Genomic DNA, 21530 nt, shown 5'->3' on the forward strand with positions numbered 1-21530 from the left:
TGGTCTTGGCACTACGAATAGCCTGACGATGGACAAGCCGCATCCGGACAGTCTTCTGGATACGGGCGTCCAAGGCGTCATCGGCAAGCCGCTCGACCGGATCGACGGGCCGCTGAAGGTCACCGGGACGGCGACCTATGCCGCGGAATACCAGTTCGCGAACATGGCGTACGGCGTGCTGGTCGGCACGAAGATATCGGCGGGCAAGGTCGTTTCGATCGACGTCGACGCGGTGAAGGCGATCCCCGGCGTGATCGACGTCGTCACCGATTTCGACCAGTTCATCCGGGTCTCGGCACAAGGTGGCGCAACCGATGCACCGACGCAGGGCGTGAAGGACATCGCGTTCTTCGGCCAGATCGTCGCGATCGTGCTCGCCGAGAGCTTCGAGGTCGCGCGCGATGCCGCGGCGCGCCTGCCGATCGAGTATGACGAGGCCGAGGGGCAGTACGACTTCGCCGCGCACCGCGACGAGACGCGGACGCCGCCGGACGATGCGACGCCCGCGCATTTCAAGCAGGGCAACATCGACAAGGCGATGGCCGAGGCGGCGGTGACGATCGATTCGACCTATGTCACGCCGAGCCAGAACTCGGCGGCGATGGAGCCGCATGCCTCGACCGCGGTGTGGGAAGAGGACGGCTCGCTGTCGCTTTACGGCGCGTACCAGATGCCAACGTCGGATGCGCAGCAGCTGGCGAAGTCGCTGGGGATGTCGGAGAAGAAGGTGCGGATCATCGCGCGCTATATCGGCGGCGGGTTCGGGTCGAAGCTCGGCATCGCGCCCGAGAGCGTCGCGGCGGCGATCGCGGCGAAGCAGCTTGGCCGTCCGGTCAAGGCGGTGATGTCGCGCCCGCAGGTGTTCGAGGCGACGGTGCGGCGGTCGAATACCGAGCAGCGTGTGCGGCTGGCGGCGGATGCCGACGGCAAGTTGCTGGCGATCGGTCACGAGACGCTGACCTCGAACCAGCCGACCGAGGATTATTTCGAGCCTGCGGGTATCGGGACGCACCTGCTGTACGGCGGTGAGAACCGGTTGATCACGCATGAGGTGGTCGATGTGAACTTCGTGCTGTCGGGCTCGATGCGCGCGCCGGGCGAGGCGGTCGGGATGCTCGCGCTGGAAGGCGCGATGGATGAACTGGCCGAGAAGCTCCAGATGGATCCGATCGAGCTGCGCAAGCGCAACGATCCGAAGATCGACCCTGAAAAGGACGTGCCCTATTCGTCGCGCAACCTGACGCGTGCGCTCGACGAGGGTGCGAAGAAGTTCGGCTGGGACAAGCGCCGGAAGGCCGGCACGCGGCGCGAGGGCGAGTGGCTGATCGGCATGGGCGTCGCCTCGGCGGTGCGCGGCAACATGATGATGGAATCGTCCGCCAAGGTCGAGATCCATCCGGATGGCTCGGCGACGGTGTCGTCGGCGATGACCGATATCGGCACGGGCAGCTACACGATCCTGGCGCAGATCGCGTCGGAGATCCTGGGGATCCCGGTCGAGAACATCACGATGTCGCTGGGTGATACCAACGATCCCCCGGCGGCGGGTTCGGGCGGTTCGTGGGGCGCGGCGTCTTCGGGTACTGCCGTGTATCTGGCGTGCGAGATGCTGCGCGGGAAGCTGGCCAAGGCGGCGGGCGTCGACGAGGACGGCCTGACGCTGAAGGACGGCAAGGCAATTGGCGACAACCGTTCGACGCCGATCGGCGAGCTGGTCGGCAAGGGTCTCGAGGCTACCGGGCACATCAAGCCGGGCAAGCAGGAGAAGGAGACGTCGCAGGCCGGGTTCGGCGCGCATTTCGCCGAGGTCGCGGTAAACGTGATTACCGGCGAGACGCGGGTGCGGCGGATGCTCGGGTCGTTCGCGGCGGGGCGCGTGCTCAACGCGAAGACCGCGCGGTCGCAGTGCCTTGGCGGGATGACCTTCGGGATCGGCACCGCGCTGACCGAGCACCTCGTGCACGATACGCGGACCGGCAAGCTGGTGAACCACGATCTCGGCGAATACCACGTGCCGGCCAATGCGGACGTGCCGCAGATGGACGTCCACTTCGTCGACGAGCGCGACATCCATGCGAACCCGATCCACGCCAAGGGAATCGGCGAGCTGGGGATTTCGGGTGCGGGCGCTGCGGTAGCGAACGCGGTGTATAATGCGACGGGGATCCGGGTGCGCGAGTTCCCGATCACGCTGGATAAGCTGCTGGATCAGTTGCCGGCTGTTTGAAGGCTGACCTGAAGTAGGGGCACCGCTCGAATAATTACCCCCCCGGCGGAGGCCGGGGCCCAATTGGGAAGGCTTTGATGACGGAGGACTGTCCGCCGTTACTCTCGTTCCCCAATTGGGCCCCGGCCTTCGCCGGGGGTGTCGGGGGATGCGTAGCGCCCTCGTCAAACGCCCCCGCCCTACCCATATCCTTCCCTCCACCCGAGGACCGCAGAATGAACGAACACGTGATGGATGCGGCGTTTCGGCCGGGTGGTCTCGACCGCGCGAAGCAGGGCGTTCTCGGGCTCGGGCTCGACCGGATCGAGGGGCCGGCCAAGGTCACCGGCGTGGCGGATTATGCGTATGAGGGCACGCCCGATGGCATCGCCTATGCCGCGATCGTTGGTACGCCGGTCGGCAGCGGGCGCATTCTCGGCATCGACGTGAGCGCCGCTGAGGCGCTGCCCGGCGTCATTGCCGTCATCCATAACGATGCGCGCATGCCTGCTGGCGAGTCCAACTCGCGCGCGATGCCGCTGTTCGATACCGACGTCATTCTCCACCTCGGTCAGCCGGTCGCGATCGTTGTCGCGGAGGACCAGGCGATCGCGCGTGACGCTGCGGCGCTGGTCGTGGTCCATACCGAGGCGGGCGAGGATCGGTTCGACGTCGAGGCGCAGCCGGTCGATACCGCGCCGAAGATCGGCTTCCTGCCGCCGATCGACAATGGCGATCTCGACGCGGTGATGGCGGACGCGGCGGTGACGTTCGACCGGACCTATACGACGCCCGTGCATTTCCCCGCCGCGTTGGAGCCGCATGCGACCACCGCGTGGTGGGAGGGCGACAAGCTGAGCGTGCGGTCGAGCAATCAGGTGATCGGCGGCGCGCGCAAGACGATCGCGAAGGCGCTCAAGATCGAGGCGGACAAGGTGCGTGTCCTCGCCCCGTATGTCGGCGGCGGGTTCGGGGGGAAGACCGGCGTCGGTCCCGAGGCGATCCTGGCGGCGATCGCGGCGGAGGTCGTCGGGCGGCCGGTCAAGGTCGCGCTGCCGCGCCGCCAGACTGCGTACATGGTGCATCACCGTTCGCACACGACGCAGCGGATCCGGATCGCGGCCGACGAGCACGGCGTGATCCTCGGCATGGGGCATGAGAGCGTCGTCGCCCAGAACGACGATGGCGAGTTTCTCGAGCCGGTGCCGTTCGGGACTCTGCCGCTGTACCGGGGCGACGCGCGGCGGTTCAAGACTGACCTTGTCCGCGTTAATCTGCCCGCGAGCGGCGCGGTGCGGGCGCCGGGCGAGGCGGTTGGGACGTTCGGGGTCGAGTGCGCGATGGACGAACTCGCTGAGCAGCTCGGGATCGACCCGATCGAACTGCGGCGGCGCAACGAGCCCGAGACCGATCCGGTGAGCGGCAAGGCGTTCTCCACGCGGCGGATGCTCGATTGCTACACACAAGGCGCCGAGCGGTTCGGCTGGCCTGCGAGCGTGCCGGCACCGGGGTCTGTGCGCGAGGGCGAGTGGCTGGTCGGGATCGGCATGGCGGCGAGCCTGCGCGGCAACTTCACCGTCGAGGCGGAGGCGCGCGTGCGGCTGGAGGCAGATGGCCGCGCTACGGTCGAGTGCGACATGACGGACATTGGTACTGGGACGTACACCATCCTCGCGCAGACTGCGGGCGAGATGCTCGGGCTGCCGGTGGCCGAGGTGAATGTGCGACTCGGCGATACCGACTTCCCGCCGAGCGCGGGGTCGGGTGGATCGTTCGGCGCAGGCAGCGCGTGTTCGGCGGTGGTGCTGGCGTGCGAGGATATCCTTGGCGAACTGGCGTTGCGGATGAATGCGGCGCCCGAGGATCTGAGCCTGCACGATGGCTGCGTGAGTGCTGGTGGGAGGTCGGTAAAGCTGGCCGATCTGGTGCGCGGCAAACCGATCGTGGCGATGGGCAAGACCGGGCCGGGTGCGGAGAGCAAGCGGACGAGCCAGGCGAGCCACGGCGCGCACTTCGTCGAGGTCGCGGTGAACGCAGTGACGGGTGAGACGCGCGTGCGGCGGATGCTCGGCGTATTCGATGTCGGGCGGGTGCTCAATCGCAAGACCGCGACGAGCCAGATCACCGGCGGGATGGCGTGGGGGATCGCCTATGCGCTGAGCGAGGAGGGCATCGTCGACACGCGGACGGGCGCGTTCGTGAATCCCGATTTCGGCGAATATCACGTCGCGGTGAATGCCGACATTCCGCAGCTGGAAGTGCATTTCATCGAGGAGATCGACGACTCCGCGAACCCGGTTGGGGCGAAGGGCGTTGGGGAGCTTGGGATCTCCGGCGCGGGGGCTGCGGTGGCGAATGCTATCTACAACGCGACGGGGGTGAGGGTTCGGGACTTTCCGGTGACGCTCGACAAGCTGCTCGAAGGGTTGCCCGCCGTCTCGATCCTCCCCGGCACGGGGAGGGGGACCGCGCCCCACGGCGTGGTGGAGGGGGCAACCCCAAGCGTAACGTCTGCGGCTGGCCCCCTCCACCAGCTGCGCTGGTCCCCCTCCCCGCGTGCGGGGAGGATTTGAAAGAGAACGAGACATGGCCGAAAACGATAGCGTGCTCGCTGCTGCGAAGACCTGGAAGGGCGAGAAGATGGCGATCGCCACGGTCGTCTCGACCTGGGGATCCGCGCCGCGACCCAAGGGGAGCCACATGCTCGTCCATGCCGATGGGCGGTTCGAGGGATCCGTCTCCGGCGGGTGCGTCGAGAGCGACATCCTCGCCACCGCCGCCGAGGTGATCGCGGGTGCGCCATTCCAGGTGCGCAACTACGGCGTCGCGGATGCGGCGGCGTGGGAAGTCGGGTTGCCGTGCGGCGGCGAGATCGCGGTGATGGTGCAGCCGGTGTCGGCGGAAGGGTTCGATCCCGAGCTGTTCGACCGGATCGCCGATGCGCGCGACCAGGGCGATGCGTTGACCGTGACGACCGACCTTGCCACCGGGCATAGCGACGCGCGGCCGTTGGAAACGGGCGAGGTGTTCGTCAATCGCTACGATCCGCCGCGTCGGCTGCTGATCGTCGGCGCGGTGCAGATCGCGCAGGCGTTGGCGGGGTTGGCGCGCGAACTCGGGATCGAGACGGTGGTGATCGATCCGCGCGCGCTTCCTGACCGAGGAGCGGTTTCCGGGCGTGACGCTCGACGATCGCTGGCCCGACGAGGCGATCGCCGCGCTCCGCCCCGGCCCCTCGACCGCGGTCGTGACGCTGAGCCATGACATCAAGATCGACGACCCGGCGCTGGTCGCGGCGCTCGCGTCCGATGCCGCCTATGTCGGTGCGCTCGGCAGCCGCAAGAGCCATGCGGCGCGGCGGGAGCGGCTTGCCTCGGAGGGCGTTACGGCGGAGAACATCGACCGGATCGATGCGCCGGTCGGGCTCGACATCGGCGCAATCGGACCATCGGAAATCGCGCTGTCGGTGGCCGCGGCGATGATAGGAGCGTTCAATGATCGCCGCTGAAAACGTCTTCCTCATACTCCTCGCCGCGGGCAGCTCGGAGCGGTTCGGCATTCCCAACAAGCTGGAGGTGCCGTTTCTCAACAAGCCTTTGGGCATGCACGTCGTCACCGCGTTCGAGAACATTCCGTTCAAGCGCCGGCTGGTCGTGACCGACGGCTGCAAGCTCGACTTTCTGAGCCATCATTTCGAGGTGGTGCATAACGACGATCCGTCGTCGGGGATGTCGCAGTCGGTGAAGCTCGGCGTGCAGTGCGCCAAGGACGAGGGTGCGGAGGCGGTGCTGATCGCGCTGGCGGACATGCCGCGCGTGACCGCCGCGCATATCTACCGGATGCTCGATGCCGCCGACAGCGCCGATGCGGTGGTCGCGTCGAGCGATGGCGAGAAGCCGAGCCCCCTGCCCTGTTCGGACGCGATCGGTTCGATTTCCTGCTGACGCTGGACGGCGATGCGGGTGCGCGCGATCTGGTGCAGGCGGGGCGGCATGTCGTGACCGCGCCAGCCGAGCTGATCGACATCGATACGCCCGAGGATCTGGACCGGCTGCAGGCGCTGGTCCGCGATCCCAAGGCCGCGATCACTCGTGCCTTAACGCGTCGATAGGGTTCATCGCCGCCGCGCGGCGCGCGGGAAATAGCCGAAGACGACGCCGATCACCGCGGAGATCGCGAACGCGAAGATGTTAATCTCGGGCACGAACAGCCATTGAACCTTGATCAGCGGCGCGATGATCGCGATCGCAGCCTGCGCGACGATCAGCCCGATGACGCCGCCGAGGCACGACAGCGCGATCGCCTCGACGAGGAACTGCAACAGCACTTCGCGCGCGACCGCGCCGATCGCGAGGCGTATGCCGATCTCGCGCGTGCGCTCGGTCACCGACACCAGCATGATGTTCATGATGCCGATCCCGCCGACCACCAGGCTGATCCCCGCGACCGCGGCGACGATGCCGGTGAGCAGGGTCGTGGTGCCGGTCAGCGTGTCCGAAATCTGCTTGGTATCGAAGATGTTGAAATCGTCGGGCTTGTCGCCGGTGATGGTACGGCGTTCGCGGAGCAGGTCGGTGATCCCGGCCTGCACGGTGCTGGTCGAGAAGCGCTCGTCGACGCCGACCAGCATCAGGCGGATATCGCGGTTGCCGGTGAAGCGCCGCTGGACCGCCTTGATCGGCATGACCACGGTGTCGTCCTGATCGCCGCCGAACCCGGCCTGGCCGCGGGTGGTCAGCACGCCGATCACGTCGCAACTGATCGACCCAATACGGAAACGATGGCCGACGGGATCGCCGCCGGGGAACAGGTTTTTCGAGACGGTATTGCCGATGATGCAGACCGCGGCACCGGCGCTTTCCTCGACCGGCGTCCAGCGGCGGCCCGAGGCGAGCGGCCAAGGCTGGACCTGGAAGATCGCGTCGGTGGTGCCGTTGATCGTGGTCGACCAGTTGGCGCCTTCGTAGATCGCGGTGGCGGTGGCGCTGGCTTGCGGCGCGACCGCGGTGACGCCGGCGATCTGGTTGGCGATCGCGGCGACGTCCTCGGGCTTGAAGTCGGGCGGACGCGGGCCGCCGCCGCCGCGACCGAAGCCCTGGCCGGGGCGGACCTGCAGGATGTTGGTGCCGAGCGCGGAGATCGATTGTTGCACGGCGGCGGTGGTCGCCTTGCCGAGCGTGACCATCGTCACGACCGCGCCGACGCCGATGACGATGCCGAGGATGGTGAGGAACGATCGCAGGAGGTGGCGGCGGATCGAGCGGAGCGCGAGGACGAGGGTGGTTCCGAACATTATCGCGTCGCTCCGTTGTCGAGAGCGCAGTCTGGCTGCTCCCCTCCCGCTTGCGGGAGGGGTTGGGGAGGGGCTGATCAAACAGACCGGACGCCGGTACGTACGTCGCGCCCTCCCTGACCCCTCCCGCAAGCGGGAGGGGAATGCTTCGCGGGCGCCGCTCACGAGTTCACCCTCTCACCTTGGCGGTGCTGGCTTTCGATGCGTTCCACCAGGCCGTCCTTGAAGTGGACGACCGTCCTGGCGAAGGCGGCCATGTCGGGTTCGTGCGTGACCATCAGGACTGTGATGTTCTTCTCCGCGTTCAGCCGCGTGAGGAGTTGCATGATCTCCACCGAGCGTTCGCTGTCGAGATTGCCGGTCGGTTCGTCGGCGAGCAGCACGTCGGGACTCGTGACCAACGCGCGGGCGATCGCGACGCGCTGTTGCTGGCCGCCGGAGAGTTCGGCGGGCGTGTGATCCCACCAGTCCGCGAGCCCGACGGTGTCGAGGCTCGCCATCGCGGCATCCCGGCGCGCGCTTCTCGTCGCCGCGGTAGAGCAACGGGAGCTCGACATTCTCCAGCGCTGACGTGCGCGAAAGGAGGTTGAAGCCCTGGAACACGAAGCCGAGATACTTCCGCCGCAGCAGCGCGCGCTGGTCGCGGTCGAGCGTTTCGACGTGGTGGCCGCGGAACAGGAATGTCCCGTCGCTCGGCACGTCGAGGCAGCCGAGGATATTCATCGTCGTCGACTTGCCCGACCCCGACGGCCCCATCACCGCGACGAAATCGCCGGCCGCGATGTCGAGGTCGACGCCCTTGAGCGCCTGGAACATCGTCGCGCCCTGCCCGTACGTCTTGGTGACGCCGCGCAGGGAGATGAGCGGTTCGGCGGTGAGCGGCGCGTTACTGGCCACCGCCCCCGCCCTTGCTCGCGCCGCCTGAGCGACGTGCGCCGCCACTGCGCTTGGCGTCGTCGCCGCCGCTCGCCAACTGGCCGGTGATGACCTGCGCGCCGGGCTGGAGATTGCCCGACAGGACTTCGGTCATCGTGCCGTTGGTGTCGCCGGTGGTGATCTGCACCGGCTGCGGCGTGCCGTCCGCACCCTTGACGTAGATCGTCTGCTGCGCCCCGCGAGCGACCGTCGCGGTGCGCTCCGCACCACCGCCACGACGCGGACGGAAGGTCAGCGAGCCGGCGATGCCGCCGCCCGCATCGCCGGACGCCGCGGTCGGCTTGAAGCGCAACGCGGCGTTGGGGACGAGCAGGACGTTGCGCTTGTCCGACGTGACGATGTCCGCGGTCGCGGTCATGCCGGGACGCAGCGTCAGCGACTGATTGCCCACCGTCAGGTCGGCGGCGTACGAGACGACCTGCCCGGTGGTCGAGGTCGCGGTGGTCGAGGTCGACGAGGTCGCCGAGCTGACCGTCAGGTTCGAGCCGAGATCGACGCGGCTGATCGTTGCGGGGAAGGTCTGGCCGGGGAACGCGTCCACCGTGAAGCTGGCCTTCTGGCCGATCGTGACCTCGCCGACGTCGGCTTCGTCGATCGCGACCTCGAGCTTCATCTTGGTGAGGTCTTCGGCGATCACGAACAGCGTCGGGGTGTTGAACGACGAGGCGACGGTCTGGCCGGGATCGATCTGGCGCGCAAGCACCACGCCGGTGACGGGCGAGCGGATGATCGCGCGCGCACGCTGCGTCTGGTTCTGCGCAAGGAGCGCGCGGCTGGCGACGACGTTGGCTTCGGCAACCTTCTGCGCCGCGACGGCGCGGGCGTAGTCGGCACGGCCGGTCTGGAGCTCGGTCTTCGACGGTACGCGACCACCGGACAGCCGCGAGACCTCTTCGAGGCGGTTCAGCTGTGCGCGCGATTCGGCGACGGTGGCCTGTGCCTGCGCGACCTGCGCCTGGTTCGCCGCGAGCTGCGCGCTGGTCTGGCGGATCTGGTCGTCGAGCTGTTCGGGATCGATCAGCGCGAGGGGCTGGCCCGCGGTCACGCGGTCGTTGACGTCGACGACGACCTTGGTGACGAGACCCGACAGCTGCGAGCCGACCGTGACCTGCGTGGTCGGCGCGAGCTTGCCGGTCGCCGAGACGCTGACGGTCAGGTTGCCGCGCTGGGCGGCCTGCGTCGAATATTGCGTCTGCTCCTTCGCGCCGAAGCACTTGGCGAGCAGCAGGCATAGCAGGACCACGCCGACCGCGATCACGACCCACTTTACGTAGCGTTTCCAGGGGGCCTGCGGCTTTACGCCGAGGAAGTCGTCGATCGATGCGTCGGCCATCAGCGTGCCTCTGGATTGGATATGGGCGCTTGCGGGATCACGGTGGGATCCCAGCCGCCGCCGAGTGCGGCATAGAGTGCGATCAACGCGGTGGCCGCGTCGGCGCGTGCCTGCGTCGCGCCGTTGCGCGCGGACAGGAGCGCGGTTTCCTGCTGGTTGAGCGTGGTGAAGTCGGTGAGGCCGGTGCGGTACTGGCTGCGGCTGAGGATCGCGGAATTGTTCGACGCGTCGAGCGCGATCGCGAACTGCCGCTCGCGTTCCTGCGCGGCCTGCAGTGCGACGACGGCGTTCTCGACATCCTCCAGCGCGGTGAGGATTGTGGATTTGTAGAGCGCCAGCGCGCCGTCGGCGGCGGCTTCGCTCGTGCGGACCTGGCTGCGCAGACGGCCGCCGTTGAAGATCGCCTGGGTCAGGCCGGCAAACAGGCTGCCGGTGATCGCGTCGCCGATGTTGCCGATCGAGGTCGCGTTGGTGTTGAGGTTGCCGGTGATCGCGAGCGCGGGATAGAGCTGCGCCTTGGCGACGCCGATCCGCGCGGTGGCGGCGGCGAGCGCGCGTTCGGCGGAACGGATGTCGGGGCGCTGACGCAGGGTGTCGGCGGGGATGCCGACGCCGACCGCGGCGGGACCGGTCGGGATCGCTTTCACGGGCGCCATCATCGTCCGAAGCGCGCCGGGCGCCTGCGCGGTCAGCACGCCGATCCGCGCGACCGCGGCGGCATATTGCTGATCGAGGCTGGGTATCGTCGCGGCGGTCTGCGCGCGCTGGGCGCGGGCCTGTTCGGCGTCGACGCTGGAGACGAGCCCGGCCTGGACGCGGAAGCCGGCGATCTCGAGGTTGTCGTCCTGGATCGCGAGCGAGGCGCGGGCGTTGGCGAGTTGCTGCTGATACGAGCGGGCAAGGACATAATTGCGGGCGACCTCACTTTCGACCGAGATGAGGACGGTGGCGTAGTCGTAGCCGGACGCGGCGTAGTCGGCGCGGCTCGCCTCGACGGTGCGGCGGATCTCGCCGAAGACGCCGACCTGATAGCTGGCGCTGGCGCCGAGCGTGAAGCTGTTGGCGCCGCCGCCGCCGGTATCGACGACCGTGCCGTCTGGGAGCGTGAACGACCGGCCGCCACCGCGCACATTCTCGTTGCGCTGATACCCGGCCGAGCCGTTGACCGTCGGGAGCAGAGAGGCGCGGTTCTGGAGCAGGCTCTCGCGCGCCTGGCGGAGGCGGGCGACGGACTGCGCGAGGTCGAGGTTGGCGGCGGCGGCCTGCTCGACGAGCTGGCCGAGGACGGGGTCGTCGAACTTCTGCCACCAGCGGGTGAGGTCTTCGGGTTTGGTTTCGGGCGTGACCGAATAGGCGTCGGGGACGCCCAGCTCTGCCGCCGCCTTGGGGTGGTAGTCCGGGCCGACAGTGCAGCCGGCTAGCAGGATGCCTGCTGAGAGGACAGGTGCGAGGAGGAAGGCGCTGACGCGGGACATTCGCGGAGGAATGGCCGCCGTCCCTGCCCTAGTCCAGCGGTTTTGTGTCGCGAGGTGTCGCAGGCGGGGTGGATCCTCTTGGGCAAGAGCTTGTTTCCCCGTGAAGGCAGAGATCCAGACTGGCCTCCTGCCTTCGCGGGAGGACAAGCGGGCGTCACGGATTTCGTAGAGGCCACCCAAACAATCGAACCGCCTCCGTTCCAATTTTGCAGTGCAGCGGAACGTAGCGGCACCTCTACGGGTTGGACGGTCATGCTAGCCGAACGCCAGCCCGCGACTGAAGTCCTCGCGCCGCCGCCTGTCGTGCTCGATCCGCCACCCGTGGCCCTCGACAATGTCAGCCTGTTTTTCGATTTCGACGGGACGCTCGTCGATCTCGCCGCGACCCCCGATGCCGTTCTGGTCGACCAGTCTCTGCTCGATAGGCTCGATATGCTCGCCGAACGCTTCCCCGGTCGCGTCGCGATCATCAGCGGGCGGTCGATCACGCAGCTCGATGCGATGCTCGGGCGGCACGCGCAGTTGTTCGCGGTCGCTGGCAGCCATGGTGCCGAACGTCGCACCCCCGAAGACGGTCACATCGCCGCCGATCGCCCCGCCTCGCTGGAAGCCGCCGCGGACGCGTTGCGCGCATTCGCCGACGCCAACGGCCTCGTCTACGAAGCCAAGAGCCTCGGCGCCGGTTTGCATTACCGGATGGCGCCGGACTTCGAACCCGACGCTGTCCGCCTCGCAGAGGATCTCGCCACCACCCACGGGCTCACGCTCCAGCGCGGCAAGATGATGGTCGAGCTGCGGACCCCCGGCGACAAGGGTGCAGCCTTGCGCGTATTGATCGCAGCGCCGACAATGGCAGGGAGCATACCGTATTTCTTCGGCGACGACGTCACCGACGAAGACGGTTTCGAGGCCGCGCGCGCCCTTGGTGGCGCGGGCATCCTCATCGGCGAGCCGCGCGCGACCGCAGCCGCCTACCGCCTGAACGACGTTGCCGCGCTCCGTGACTGGATCGCCGCCATATTGGAAACACGATGACCGCAGCTACTCCCGCCCTTGCCCAAAAAGCCGACATGAACCTCTGGCCGATCGGCAATTGCCAGGTCTCCGCGTTGATCGACAACACCGGCACGTTCGTCTGGGGTTGCGTGCCGCGCGTCGATGGCGACCCGGCGTTCTGTGCGCTGCTCGGCGGCGATGCGCCCGAGACCGGGTTCTGGGCGATCGAGCTCGAGGGCGGCGCGAAGACCTCGCAGGCCTATATCCGCAACACGCCGATCCTCGTGACCCGCCATGAGGACGAGGCCGGCAATGCGGTCGAGGTGATCGATTTCTGCCCGCGGTTCGTGCGCGAGGGACGGACCTATCGCCCGACCAGCTTCGTCCGGATCGTCAAGCCGGTCGCGGGCTCGCCGCGTATCCGTATCCGCATGCGCGTCGCGACCAATTGGGGCCACGCGACCGAGCACACGCAGGGTTCGAACCACATCCGTTTCCTGATGGACGACCAGACGCTGCGGCTGACCACCGATGCGCCGGTCGGGCATATCGTCGGCGAGAACTGGTTCCGGCTCGAACGCCAGATGCACCTGTTCCTCGGCCCTGACGAGAGTTTCGCGGGTGTGCTGCACGAGGCCGCCGAGGCGATGTTGTCGCGGACCAAGGACGAGTGGCGCCACTGGGTGCGCGGGCTCGCGACGCCGGTCGAGTGGCAGGACGTCGTCATCCGCGCGGCGATCACGCTGAAGCTGTGCCAGCACGAGGAGACCGGCGCGATCGTCGCCGCGCTCACCACCTCGATCCCCGAGCATGAGGGGTCGGAGCGCAACTGGGACTATCGCTACTGCTGGATCCGCGACGCCTATTATACCGTGCAGGCGCTCAACCGCCTCGGTGCGCTCGACGTGCTCGAAGGGTATCTCGAATATCTGCGCAACATCGTCGACGCGTCGAAGGGTGGCCATGTCCAGCCGCTCTACGGCGTTGGCGGCGAGGCGACGCTGATCGAGCGGATCGAGAGCGACCTGCCGGGCTATCGCGGGATGGGTCCGGTCCGCGTGGGCAACCAGGCGTACGAGCAGATCCAGCACGACGCATACGGCCAGATCATCCTGTCCGATGTCCAAGCGTTCTTCGACAAGCGGCTGTTCCGGATGTCGAGCGAAGAGGATTTCAAGAGCCTGGAGCTGGTCGGCGACCGTGCGTGGGAGACGTACGACAAGCCCGACGCGGGGCTGTGGGAGCTGCGTACCAAGGCACACGTCCACACCTATTCGGCGGCGATGTGCTGGGCGGCGTGCGATCGGCTAGCCAATGCTGCGGAGGTTCTCGGGCTCGAGGATCGCCGGACGTTCTGGGAGGAGCGCGCGACCACGATTCGTACCACGATCGAGCAATCGGCATGGCGCGAGGATACGCAGCGTATCTCGGCGACGTTCGGTGGCGACGATCTCGATGCGAGCCTGATCCAGCTGCTGGACCTGCGCTTCTTCGCGCCCGACGATCCGCGCTTCCAGTCGACATTGAAGGCGGTCGAGGAGGGTCTGCGCCGCGGCAGCCACATGCTGCGCTATGCGACCGAGGACGATTTCGGCCTGCCGCACACGGCGTTCAACGTCTGCACCTTCTGGCTGATCGAGGCGCTGCACGCGACCGGCCGGACCGCCGACGCGCGCGAGCTGTTCGACGAGATGGTCGCGCGGCGGACGCCGGCCGGGCTGTTGTCGGAGGATATCGACCCGAACACCGGCGAGCTGTGGGGCAATTATCCGCAAACCTATTCGCTGGTGGGGCTGATCAACTGCGCGGTCCTGCTCAGCAAGCCGTGGAGTGCCGTCCGATGAGCCGCCTCGTCGTCATCTCGAACCGCGTCCAGTCGGTCGATGCGCCTTCGGGCAATCAGGGCGGCCTCGCGGTCGCGCTGCTCGCGGCGCTGCGCGAAAAGGGCGGCGTGTGGTTCGGCTGGTCGGGATCGACCACCGAGACCTTCACCGGGCACATCAATTTCCAGCAGGGCAAGGGCGTCACCACCGCGACGATCGACCTCGAAGAGCAGGATTTCGATGAATATTATAATGGCTATGCGAACCGCACGCTGTGGCCGCTGTTCCATTACCGGATCGACCTGACCGAGTTCGAACGCGACTTCTCCAGCGGTTATGCTCGCGTGAACAAGCGGTTCGCGGAGACGGTGCTGCCGTTGATCGAGCCGGAGGATCTGGTGTGGGTCCACGACTATCATCACGTCCCGCTCGGGCAGGAACTGCGCAAGCTCGGCGTCGAGAACAAGATCGGGTTCTTCCTCCATATCCCGTGGCCGCCGATGGCGATGCTGCTGTCGCTGCCGAGCCACCGTGCGCTGGTCGAATCGATGTTCGCGTATGATGTGATCGGCTTCCAGACGCAGGACTGGCTCGACAGCTTCCTGCATTACGTGACGAGCCAGCTCGACGGCGTGGTTGGCGAAGATGGCTGGGTGACGGTCGGCGACCGCACGATCAAGGCGATCACGACGCCGATCGGGATCGAGACCGCGGACTTCGAGAAGTCGGCGAACAGCGACGCGGCGCGGCATGCCAAGGAGCGGATGTACATGTCGGCGACCGGGCGCAGCCTGATCGTCGGGGTCGACCGGCTCGATTATTCGAAGGGCCTCGCCGAGCGGTTCGCGGGCTACGAGCGCTTCCTCGGGTCGCATCCGGATCGGCGTGGGCTGGTCTACATGCTCCAGATCGCGCCGCCTTCGCGCGAGAAGGTCGATACGTACCAGGAGATTCTGCGCGAACCTCGATCTCGATGTCGGGGCGGATCAACGGCGAATATTCGGACATCGACTGGACGCCGATCCGCTACGTCAACCAGGGCTTTCCGCGGGATGTCTTGGCGGGGATTTACCGCGCGGCGCGTGTCGGGTTGGTGACGCCGTTGCGCGACGGGATGAATTTGGTCGCGAAGGAATATGTCGCGGCGCAGGACCCCGAGGATCCGGGCGTGCTGGTGCTGTCGCACTTCGCGGGCGCGGCGACGCAGCTGAAGGACGCGGTGCTCGTCAATCCGTACAGTCCCGAGGAAATGTCCGACGCGATCGACCGCGCGCTGAAGATGCCTCTCGCCGAGCGGAAAGCGCGGTGGGAGAAGCTGATCGACAATGTCCGCAACGAGGACGTTATGTGGTGGTGCGAGCTGTTCATCACTGCGCTCGAGGCGGTGCCGGAGCACGTCGAGGCGTAGCTAAGAATCCTCCCCCGTCAGGGGAGGTGGCTGGCACTTGCCAGACGGAGGGGGAGGACACGGAACGCACGTGGCGCGTGCCTCCCCCTCCGTCGCGTTCGGCGCCACCTCCCCTGGCGGGGGAGGATTCGCTTAGGTACGCGGCACCGGGTCGGGCGCCATCAGCAGGCGGTTCCTCGGGATAGCCTCAGGCATGTCCTCGCGGATGTACTTCAACAATGCCTCGCGCACGTCGCAGCGCAGATCAAACGCGATCGCTGCATCCTTGGCGGTCATCAACCCACGCAGTTCGATGCAGTCCGTCTTCACGTCGGTCACCTGGAGGTTGTAGAACCGCTTGTCCCAACGCGGGTTCGACGTGACGATCTCGCCCAGCTTCTCGCGCAACCTCGGCACGTCCGCGGACGGATCGAGATACCAGAACACCGAGCCCATCAGCTGGCTGGTCTCGCGCGTCCAGTTCTGGAAGCTCTGTTCGAGGAACTTCGAGACCGGCACGACCAAGCGGCGTTCGTCCCAAATCTTGATGACCACGAACGTCAGGTTGATCTGCTCGACCCGTCCCCATTCGCCGTCGACGATCAGCACGTCGTCGATCCGGATCGGCTCGGTGAACGCCATCTGCACGCCGGCGATCAGGTTCTTGAGCGCAGGCTGCGCGGCGGCACCGACGACAAGGCCGGCGATACCCGCCGACGCCATCAGCGTGACGCCGATCGAGCGGATGCCGGGGACGCTCAGCAGCATAAGGCAGACGCTGACGAAGATGATGAAGAACGTCCCGATCCTTCCGAGGATCGCCGCGCGCGTGCGTTTCCTTCGGGCGCGGAGGTTATCCTCGACCGAGATGTCGGCACGGATCTCGATGACGTCCTGGAACGCGCGGAGCGCCGCGACCGCGAGCCAGCCGAGCAAGGCGGGCACGAGGAAGCCGAGCAACTGCTTCCAAAGATCCTCGATGTCGTTGTCCATCGGCAGGATCCGCGCGACGAACGCGACCGCGACCGAGACGAACACCGCGCGCAACGGGCGGCGGACGCGGGCAAGGACGAGGCCGTCGGTCTTCGCAGTCGAGCGACGCTGGGCGTGGCCGCCGATCCGCATTGTCAGCCAATGCGCGATCAGCGCGACGAGGACGGCCGCCGAGACGACGGCGACGCTCTCCAGCCAGACCCATTCGGTGGGTATGTGGAGCGATCTGAACATGCGCATTCTGGCGCAACGGCTGGGTGGACAGGAGAGTTCCGCTGCAGTGCAGCATTTTGATCGGCGGTGAACTGAGGAAGGCCAGGCCGTCAAAGAGGCCACCACCCCGGCGGAGGCCGGGGCCCAATTGGGGGACGGCCGTAACGAAGCACAGCCAGTCGTTACTGCAACCTTTCCAATTGGGCCCCGGCCTTCGCCGAAGTGGTCTGCTGATTTGGTTCGCGTTCCCTGCCATCACCAGCGTTCCTGGATGACGCCCCGCCCCGATCATGCCAGAACCACCCAACCATGATCGCCCAGAGAATCAGACACTTCCTGAGCGAAGAGGACTGGCAGTTCGCCGAGCACGAACGTCCCGTCCTTCCCGGCTCCCCCGGATCGCCACTGCACCCGAGAAACCGCCAGATCGCCTACGCGCTGATCGGCATACTCCTCGGCCTGACGGTAGGCTTCGGCAACGCGCTGATCAGCGCCAACACCTACACCCTTCAGGGCGCGCTGGGTCTCGACCCCGCCGAAATCGCGTGGCTGCCGACGGTCTATGTGATGACCAACGTCAGCATCAACCTGCTGATGATCAAGTTCCGCGCGCAGTTCGGGCTGCGGCCGTTCGCGGTGATCTTCCTGATCCTGTACGTGCTGATCACGCTCGCGCACCTGTTCGTGCACGGGTTTGCGACCGCGATCGCGGTGCGCGCGATCAGCGGGATGGCGGGGGCGGCGCTGAGCAGCCTGTGCCTCTATTACGTGATGCAGTCGCTCCCGGCGAAATGGCGGCTCAAGGGCGTCGTACTCGGCATCGGCATTCCGCAGTGTGCCACACCGCTCGCACGGCTGTTCTCGCCGGACCTGCTGGCGATGTCGCAGTGGCGGACCTTGTACCTGTTCGAACTCGGGCTCGCGCTGCTGTCGCTCGCCGCAGTCGCCGCCCTCCGCCTGCCGCCGACGACGCGAAGCAAGGCGTTCGAGCCGCTCGACTTCCTGACGTTCGTGCTGTTCGCCGGCTCGACCGCGCTGTTCGCCGCGGTGCTCGGGCTCGGGCGGATCGTGTGGTGGACCAACGCGCCGTGGATCGGCTGGGCGCTGATCGTCGCGATCCCGATGTTCGCCGCCGCGATCGTCGTCGAGCATCACCGCGCCAACCCGCTGCTCAACACGCGTTGGCTCGGAAGCGCCGACATCGTCCGGTTCACGATCGTCATCGTCATGGCCCGGATCGTGCTGTCGGAGCAGACCTACGCGTCGGTCGGGCTGCTCACCGTGCTGGGCCAGAACAACGACCAGCTCGTGCCGTTCTTCCTGATCATCTTCGTCGCGTCGGTCGCCGGCGTGATCGCTAGTGCGGTGACGCTCGACGTCGAGCGCCTCGGCCACCCTATCATGCTGGCCATCGGCTTGGTCGCGGTGGCGGCGTGGTTCGATTCCTACGCGACCAGCCTCACGCGCGCCGCAGATGTACGTGACGCAGGCGATCATCGGCTTCTCCGCGACGTTTTTCCTCGGGCCCGCTTTGCTGTTCGGTATGACTCGCGCGCTGAAGGAAGGCGCGGGCCACATCATCAGCTTCATCGCGCTGTTCGGGATCATCAATTCGCTCGGCGGGCTCGGCGGCACCGCGTTGCTCGGCAGCTATCAGGTGATCCGCGAGAAGGCGAACAGCGTCGCGCTGGTTCAGCAGATCTCGCCGACCGACCCGATCGTGACGCAGCGCATCGCCGCGGGTGGCGCCGCGGTCAGCCGGGTGATCGTCGACCCCACGCTGCGCAATGCCGAGGGCGCCGCGATCCTCTCGCAAACCACGACGCGCGAGGCGAACGTGCTTGCGTATGACGACGTCTTCCGGTTGATCGCGGTCCTCGCCGGCGGCACGTTCGGATATCTGCTGTTCCTGCTGGCGAGACGCGCGCGACGCGAGAGACGGGCGCGGCTTGAGGGCCCGGTTGAGGGGACGACATGAGCGACGCACGCAGCCCGGTGGCCGAGGGGCCGGCGACCGAAGAAAAGCAGGCGGAGGTGGCCGCTGCACCGGCCGCCCCGGTTACGCCGGTCGGTTCTGGATGGCGACCGCAACCGCCCAGCCGCAACGTCATCATCATCATCGCCCTGCTCGCGATCGCCGGCGTGTGTGCGGTGCTCGCGGCATGGCGCCTGCCCCCGTTCGCGACCAGCTATCAGTCGACCGACAACGCCTATGTGCGTGGGCGGACGACGGTGATCAGCCCGCAGGTCAGCGGCTATGTGACGCAGGTGCTGGTGCGTGATTTCGCCGATGTGAAGCAGGGCGATCCGCTGGTGAAGATCGACGACCGCATCTATCGCCAGCGCGTCGACCAGGCGCAGGCGCAGGTCGATGCGCAGGCCGCGACGCTCGCCAACAGCCGGCAGACGGCCGCCAGCCGCGAGGCGACGTTCGCGGCGCAGGACGCGGCGGTCGCCAATGCCGAGGCGCAACTGATGCGCGCGCAGGCCGACATGGCGCGCGTCAACGACCTCGTGACGGACGGCTCGGTGTCGCTGCGCGAACGCGACCAGACGCTGGCGGCGTTGCGGCAGGCGCAGGCACAGGTCCGGCAAGCCAAGGCCGCGCGGGAGATCGCGCGGCAGGATATCCGTACGGTCGAGGTCGGGCGTGGTGGCCAGCAGGCGGGTGTCTCGGGCGCGGAGGCGGCGCGGCGGCTCGCGCAGATCGACCTCGCCAACACCGTGATCCGCGCGCCGGAGACGGGGCGGTTGAGCGAGGTCGGCGTTCGCCTGGGGCAGTATGTGACGGCCGGGTCGCAGCTCATGTTCCTGGTGCCGCCCGAGACGTGGGTGATCGCGAACTTCAAGGAAGCGCAGACCGCGAAGATGGTGGTTGGGCAGCCGGCCTCGTTCACCGTCGACGGTCTGGCGAACGCGCGGCTGACCGGGCATGTCGAGCGGATCTCGCCCGCGGCTGGGTCGGAGTTCGCGGTACTCAAGGCGGACAACGCGACGGGCAACTTCACCAAGGTGCCACAACGGATCGCGGTGCGGATTCGGGTGGATGCGGGGCAGCCGCTGAGCGCACGGTTGCGACCGGGGATGTCGGTGCAGGCTCGCGTGGATACGGCCGGCGGGCCGGGGGTTCGGTGATGGAGCCTGAACTTGGCATTGCGCCCGCCTCATGTTCTCCCGCGAAGGCGGGAGCCCAGTCTGGGTCCCCGCCTTCGCGGGGAGACATTGCTTGCTATGACAGCGGGCCGAGCGGCGTGAAGGAGGGGGTAACTTCTGCTCGAACAATCAATACCCCGACGAAGTCCACCACCCCGGCGAAGGCCGGGGCCCAATTGGGGGACGGTCGTAACGAAGCGCTGTCCACCGTTACTGCGACCTCTCCAATTGGGCCCCGGCCTTCGCCGGGGGAAGCGTTTTCCGAGATGGTATTCGCTCGAGTTGTGGCGCTCGTCAGGAGCACGATCAGCGAGCACGGGCGCCGCCCTGACCCTCGCCCTCCTCGCCACCGCCTGTATCAGCCCCCGCCCCGACGCGCCCACAACCACCGCGGTAACCCCGCCCCCGGCGTGGCGCACCGCGCTCAGCCCCGGGGCACCGATCCGTGCGGACTGGTGGAGTGCGTTCGGCGACCCCGTCCTCACCGACCTCGTCGCTCGGGCGCTCGCCAACAGCCCCGATCTCGGCTCGGCCGCCGCGCGCATCGACGAAGCCCGCGCCGCCGCACGTCTTGCCCGCGCGCAACAGACCCCGCTCGTCAGCGGCTCGGCACCAAGCACTACCGGCCAGACCGTCAGCCCGCTCGGCACGCCCTCCGACGCGATCGGCGCGCAGCCGGGGGTGGCGATCAGCTACGACCTCGACCTGTTCGGCCGCCTCCGCCTCGCGAGCCAGGCCGCGCGTGCGCAACTGCTCGCCAGCGAAGCCGCGCGCGACACCGTCCGGCTCGGCATCGCGAGCAGCGTCGCGACCGGGTACATCACGCTCCGCGCGCTCGACCAGCGCCTCGCCGTCGCGCGCCAGACGCTGGCAGCGCGTGCGGAAGGCCTGCGCATCGCACGTCGCCGCGCCGAGACCGGCTACACGTCGAACCTAGAGCTGCGCCAATCGGAGGCTGAATTCCACGCCACTGAACAGCTTGTTCCCGCCGCCCAGCTCGCGATCAGCCGACAGGAGAATGCGCTGAGCTTGCTGCTCGGCGACAACCCCGGTCCGATTGCGCGCGGCCGAACGCTCGACCAGCTGGCGGCCCCGGCGATCCCCGACGGCCTGCCCGCCGACCTGCTCCGTCGCCGCCCCGATCTCTATCAGGCCGAGCAGACCCTGGTCGCCATTGACCGCTCGCTCGACAGCGCGCGTGCGGCGATGCTGCCGAACCTCGCGCTGACCGGCTCGGCGGGGGTGGTGCTGTCGAGCGCGCTGGCAAACCCGATCGCGGTGTTCTCGATCGGCGCGAGCCTGCTCAGCCCCATTTTCGACGGCGGGCGGCTCGGGGCACAGGCCGATGCCGCGACCGCGCGCCGCGACCAGGCCGCGTTCGCGTATCGCCGGACTGCGCTGCAGGCGTTCCGCGAGGTCGACGACAGCCTGGCGGGGGTGCAGCGTTCGGGCCAGCAGGCCGTCGCGCTCGCCGGGCAGCGCGATGCGCTTGCGGGGGCGCTGCGCAATGCCTCGAACCGGTACCGCGCGGGATATTCGGCGTATATCGACCAGCTCGATGCGCAGCGCGGGTTGCTGACCGCGGAGCTGTCGCTGGTGCAGGCGCGCGGATCGGCTGACGGCGTATGTGACGTTGTACCAGGCAATGGGCGGGGGATGGTCTCGGGCGGATGCCGAGGCGGTGCAGCGCTGATGTTCCCCCGCGGAAGCGGAGCACCCGCA

At 67.7% G+C, this 21530-nt stretch carries 11 protein-coding genes and 5 pseudogenes; 11 read left to right on the top strand and 5 right to left on the bottom strand.

Annotation, left to right across the window (positions count from 1 at the left end):
* Positions 1-28: 28 nt before the first annotated feature.
* From QP181_RS08070 to QP181_RS08085, 4 genes and pseudogenes are all read left to right on the top strand, one after another.
* Entirely contained in the window at positions 29-2227 is a 2199-nt protein-coding gene (locus tag QP181_RS08070; RefSeq protein ID WP_333928203.1) for a xanthine dehydrogenase family protein molybdopterin-binding subunit, read from the top strand.
* A gap of 215 nt (positions 2228-2442) precedes the next feature.
* Positions 2443-4779 (top strand): molybdopterin cofactor-binding domain-containing protein, encoded by a 2337-nt coding sequence (locus tag QP181_RS08075; protein ID WP_333928204.1) that lies wholly within the window; start codon positions 2443-2445, stop codon positions 4777-4779.
* A gap of 13 nt (positions 4780-4792) precedes the next feature.
* Positions 4793-5714, top strand: a pseudogene (locus tag QP181_RS08080) (XdhC family protein).
* Positions 5701-6150 carry an NTP transferase domain-containing protein gene (locus QP181_RS08085; RefSeq protein ID WP_333928205.1) on the top strand — a complete coding sequence of 150 codons (450 nt, stop codon included), beginning with the start codon at positions 5701-5703 and terminating at the stop codon, positions 6148-6150. Before QP181_RS08080 ends, QP181_RS08085 begins: the two are co-directional and overlap by 14 nt.
* A 141-nt stretch (positions 6151-6291) precedes the next feature.
* On the opposite strand, the pseudogene QP181_RS08090 reads toward QP181_RS08085, so the two are convergent.
* The 4 genes and pseudogenes from QP181_RS08090 to QP181_RS08105 form a co-directional block, all read right to left on the bottom strand.
* Positions 6292-7499, bottom strand: a pseudogene (locus tag QP181_RS08090) (ABC transporter permease).
* A 161-nt stretch (positions 7500-7660) separates the two neighbouring features.
* Positions 7661-8255 (bottom strand): annotated as a pseudogene (locus QP181_RS08095) (ABC transporter ATP-binding protein).
* Positions 8256-8385: 130 nt separating this feature from the next.
* Entirely contained in the window at positions 8386-9768 is a 1383-nt protein-coding gene (locus tag QP181_RS08100; protein WP_333928206.1) for an efflux RND transporter periplasmic adaptor subunit, read from the bottom strand.
* Positions 9768-11243 (bottom strand): efflux transporter outer membrane subunit, encoded by a 1476-nt coding sequence (locus tag QP181_RS08105; RefSeq protein WP_333928207.1) that lies wholly within the window; start codon positions 11241-11243, stop codon positions 9768-9770. The genes QP181_RS08100 and QP181_RS08105 overlap by 1 nt, the downstream gene beginning before the upstream one ends.
* 252 nt (positions 11244-11495) lie before the next feature.
* On the opposite strand from QP181_RS08105, the gene otsB reads away from it, so the two are divergent.
* From otsB to QP181_RS08120, 3 genes and pseudogenes are all read left to right on the top strand, one after another.
* Positions 11496-12278: a trehalose-phosphatase gene (otsB, locus tag QP181_RS08110; protein WP_333928208.1), complete on the top strand. Its 783-nt coding sequence runs from the start codon at positions 11496-11498 to the stop codon at positions 12276-12278.
* Complete coding sequence (locus tag QP181_RS08115; RefSeq protein WP_333928209.1) at positions 12275-14083, top strand: glycoside hydrolase family 15 protein; 1809 nt, start codon at positions 12275-12277, stop codon at positions 14081-14083. The genes otsB and QP181_RS08115 overlap by 4 nt, the downstream gene beginning before the upstream one ends.
* Positions 14080-15470, top strand: a pseudogene (locus tag QP181_RS08120) (alpha,alpha-trehalose-phosphate synthase (UDP-forming)). Before QP181_RS08115 ends, QP181_RS08120 begins: the two are co-directional and overlap by 4 nt.
* Positions 15471-15602: 132 nt before the next feature.
* On the opposite strand, the gene QP181_RS08125 reads toward QP181_RS08120, so the two are convergent.
* On the bottom strand, positions 15603-16682 hold the full coding sequence (locus QP181_RS08125; protein WP_333928210.1) for a mechanosensitive ion channel family protein: 1080 nt from the start codon (positions 16680-16682) through the stop codon (positions 15603-15605).
* A 282-nt stretch (positions 16683-16964) separates the two neighbouring features.
* On the opposite strand from QP181_RS08125, the gene QP181_RS08130 reads away from it, so the two are divergent.
* The 4 genes and pseudogenes from QP181_RS08130 (at position 16965) to QP181_RS08145 (ending at position 21501) form a co-directional block, all read left to right on the top strand.
* Entirely contained in the window at positions 16965-18506 is a 1542-nt protein-coding gene (locus QP181_RS08130; protein ID WP_333928211.1) for an MFS transporter, read from the top strand.
* The gene (locus tag QP181_RS08135) at positions 18493-18633 is read left to right on the top strand and encodes a hypothetical protein (protein ID WP_333928212.1); all 141 of its coding nucleotides are present in this window, start codon (positions 18493-18495) and stop codon (positions 18631-18633) included. The genes QP181_RS08130 and QP181_RS08135 overlap by 14 nt, the downstream gene beginning before the upstream one ends.
* A complete protein-coding gene (locus QP181_RS08140; protein WP_333928213.1) occupies positions 18630-19790 on the top strand; it encodes an HlyD family secretion protein in 1161 nt (386 codons plus the stop codon). The genes QP181_RS08135 and QP181_RS08140 overlap by 4 nt, the downstream gene beginning before the upstream one ends.
* Positions 19791-20090: 300 nt before the next feature.
* Positions 20091-21501 (top strand): annotated as a pseudogene (locus tag QP181_RS08145) (efflux transporter outer membrane subunit).
* The last annotated feature ends 29 nt before the right edge of the window (positions 21502-21530 follow it).

It is taken from the genome of Sphingomonas sp. LR55, from assembly GCF_036856015.1.
Classification (GTDB): Bacteria; Pseudomonadota; Alphaproteobacteria; order Sphingomonadales; family Sphingomonadaceae; genus Sphingomonas.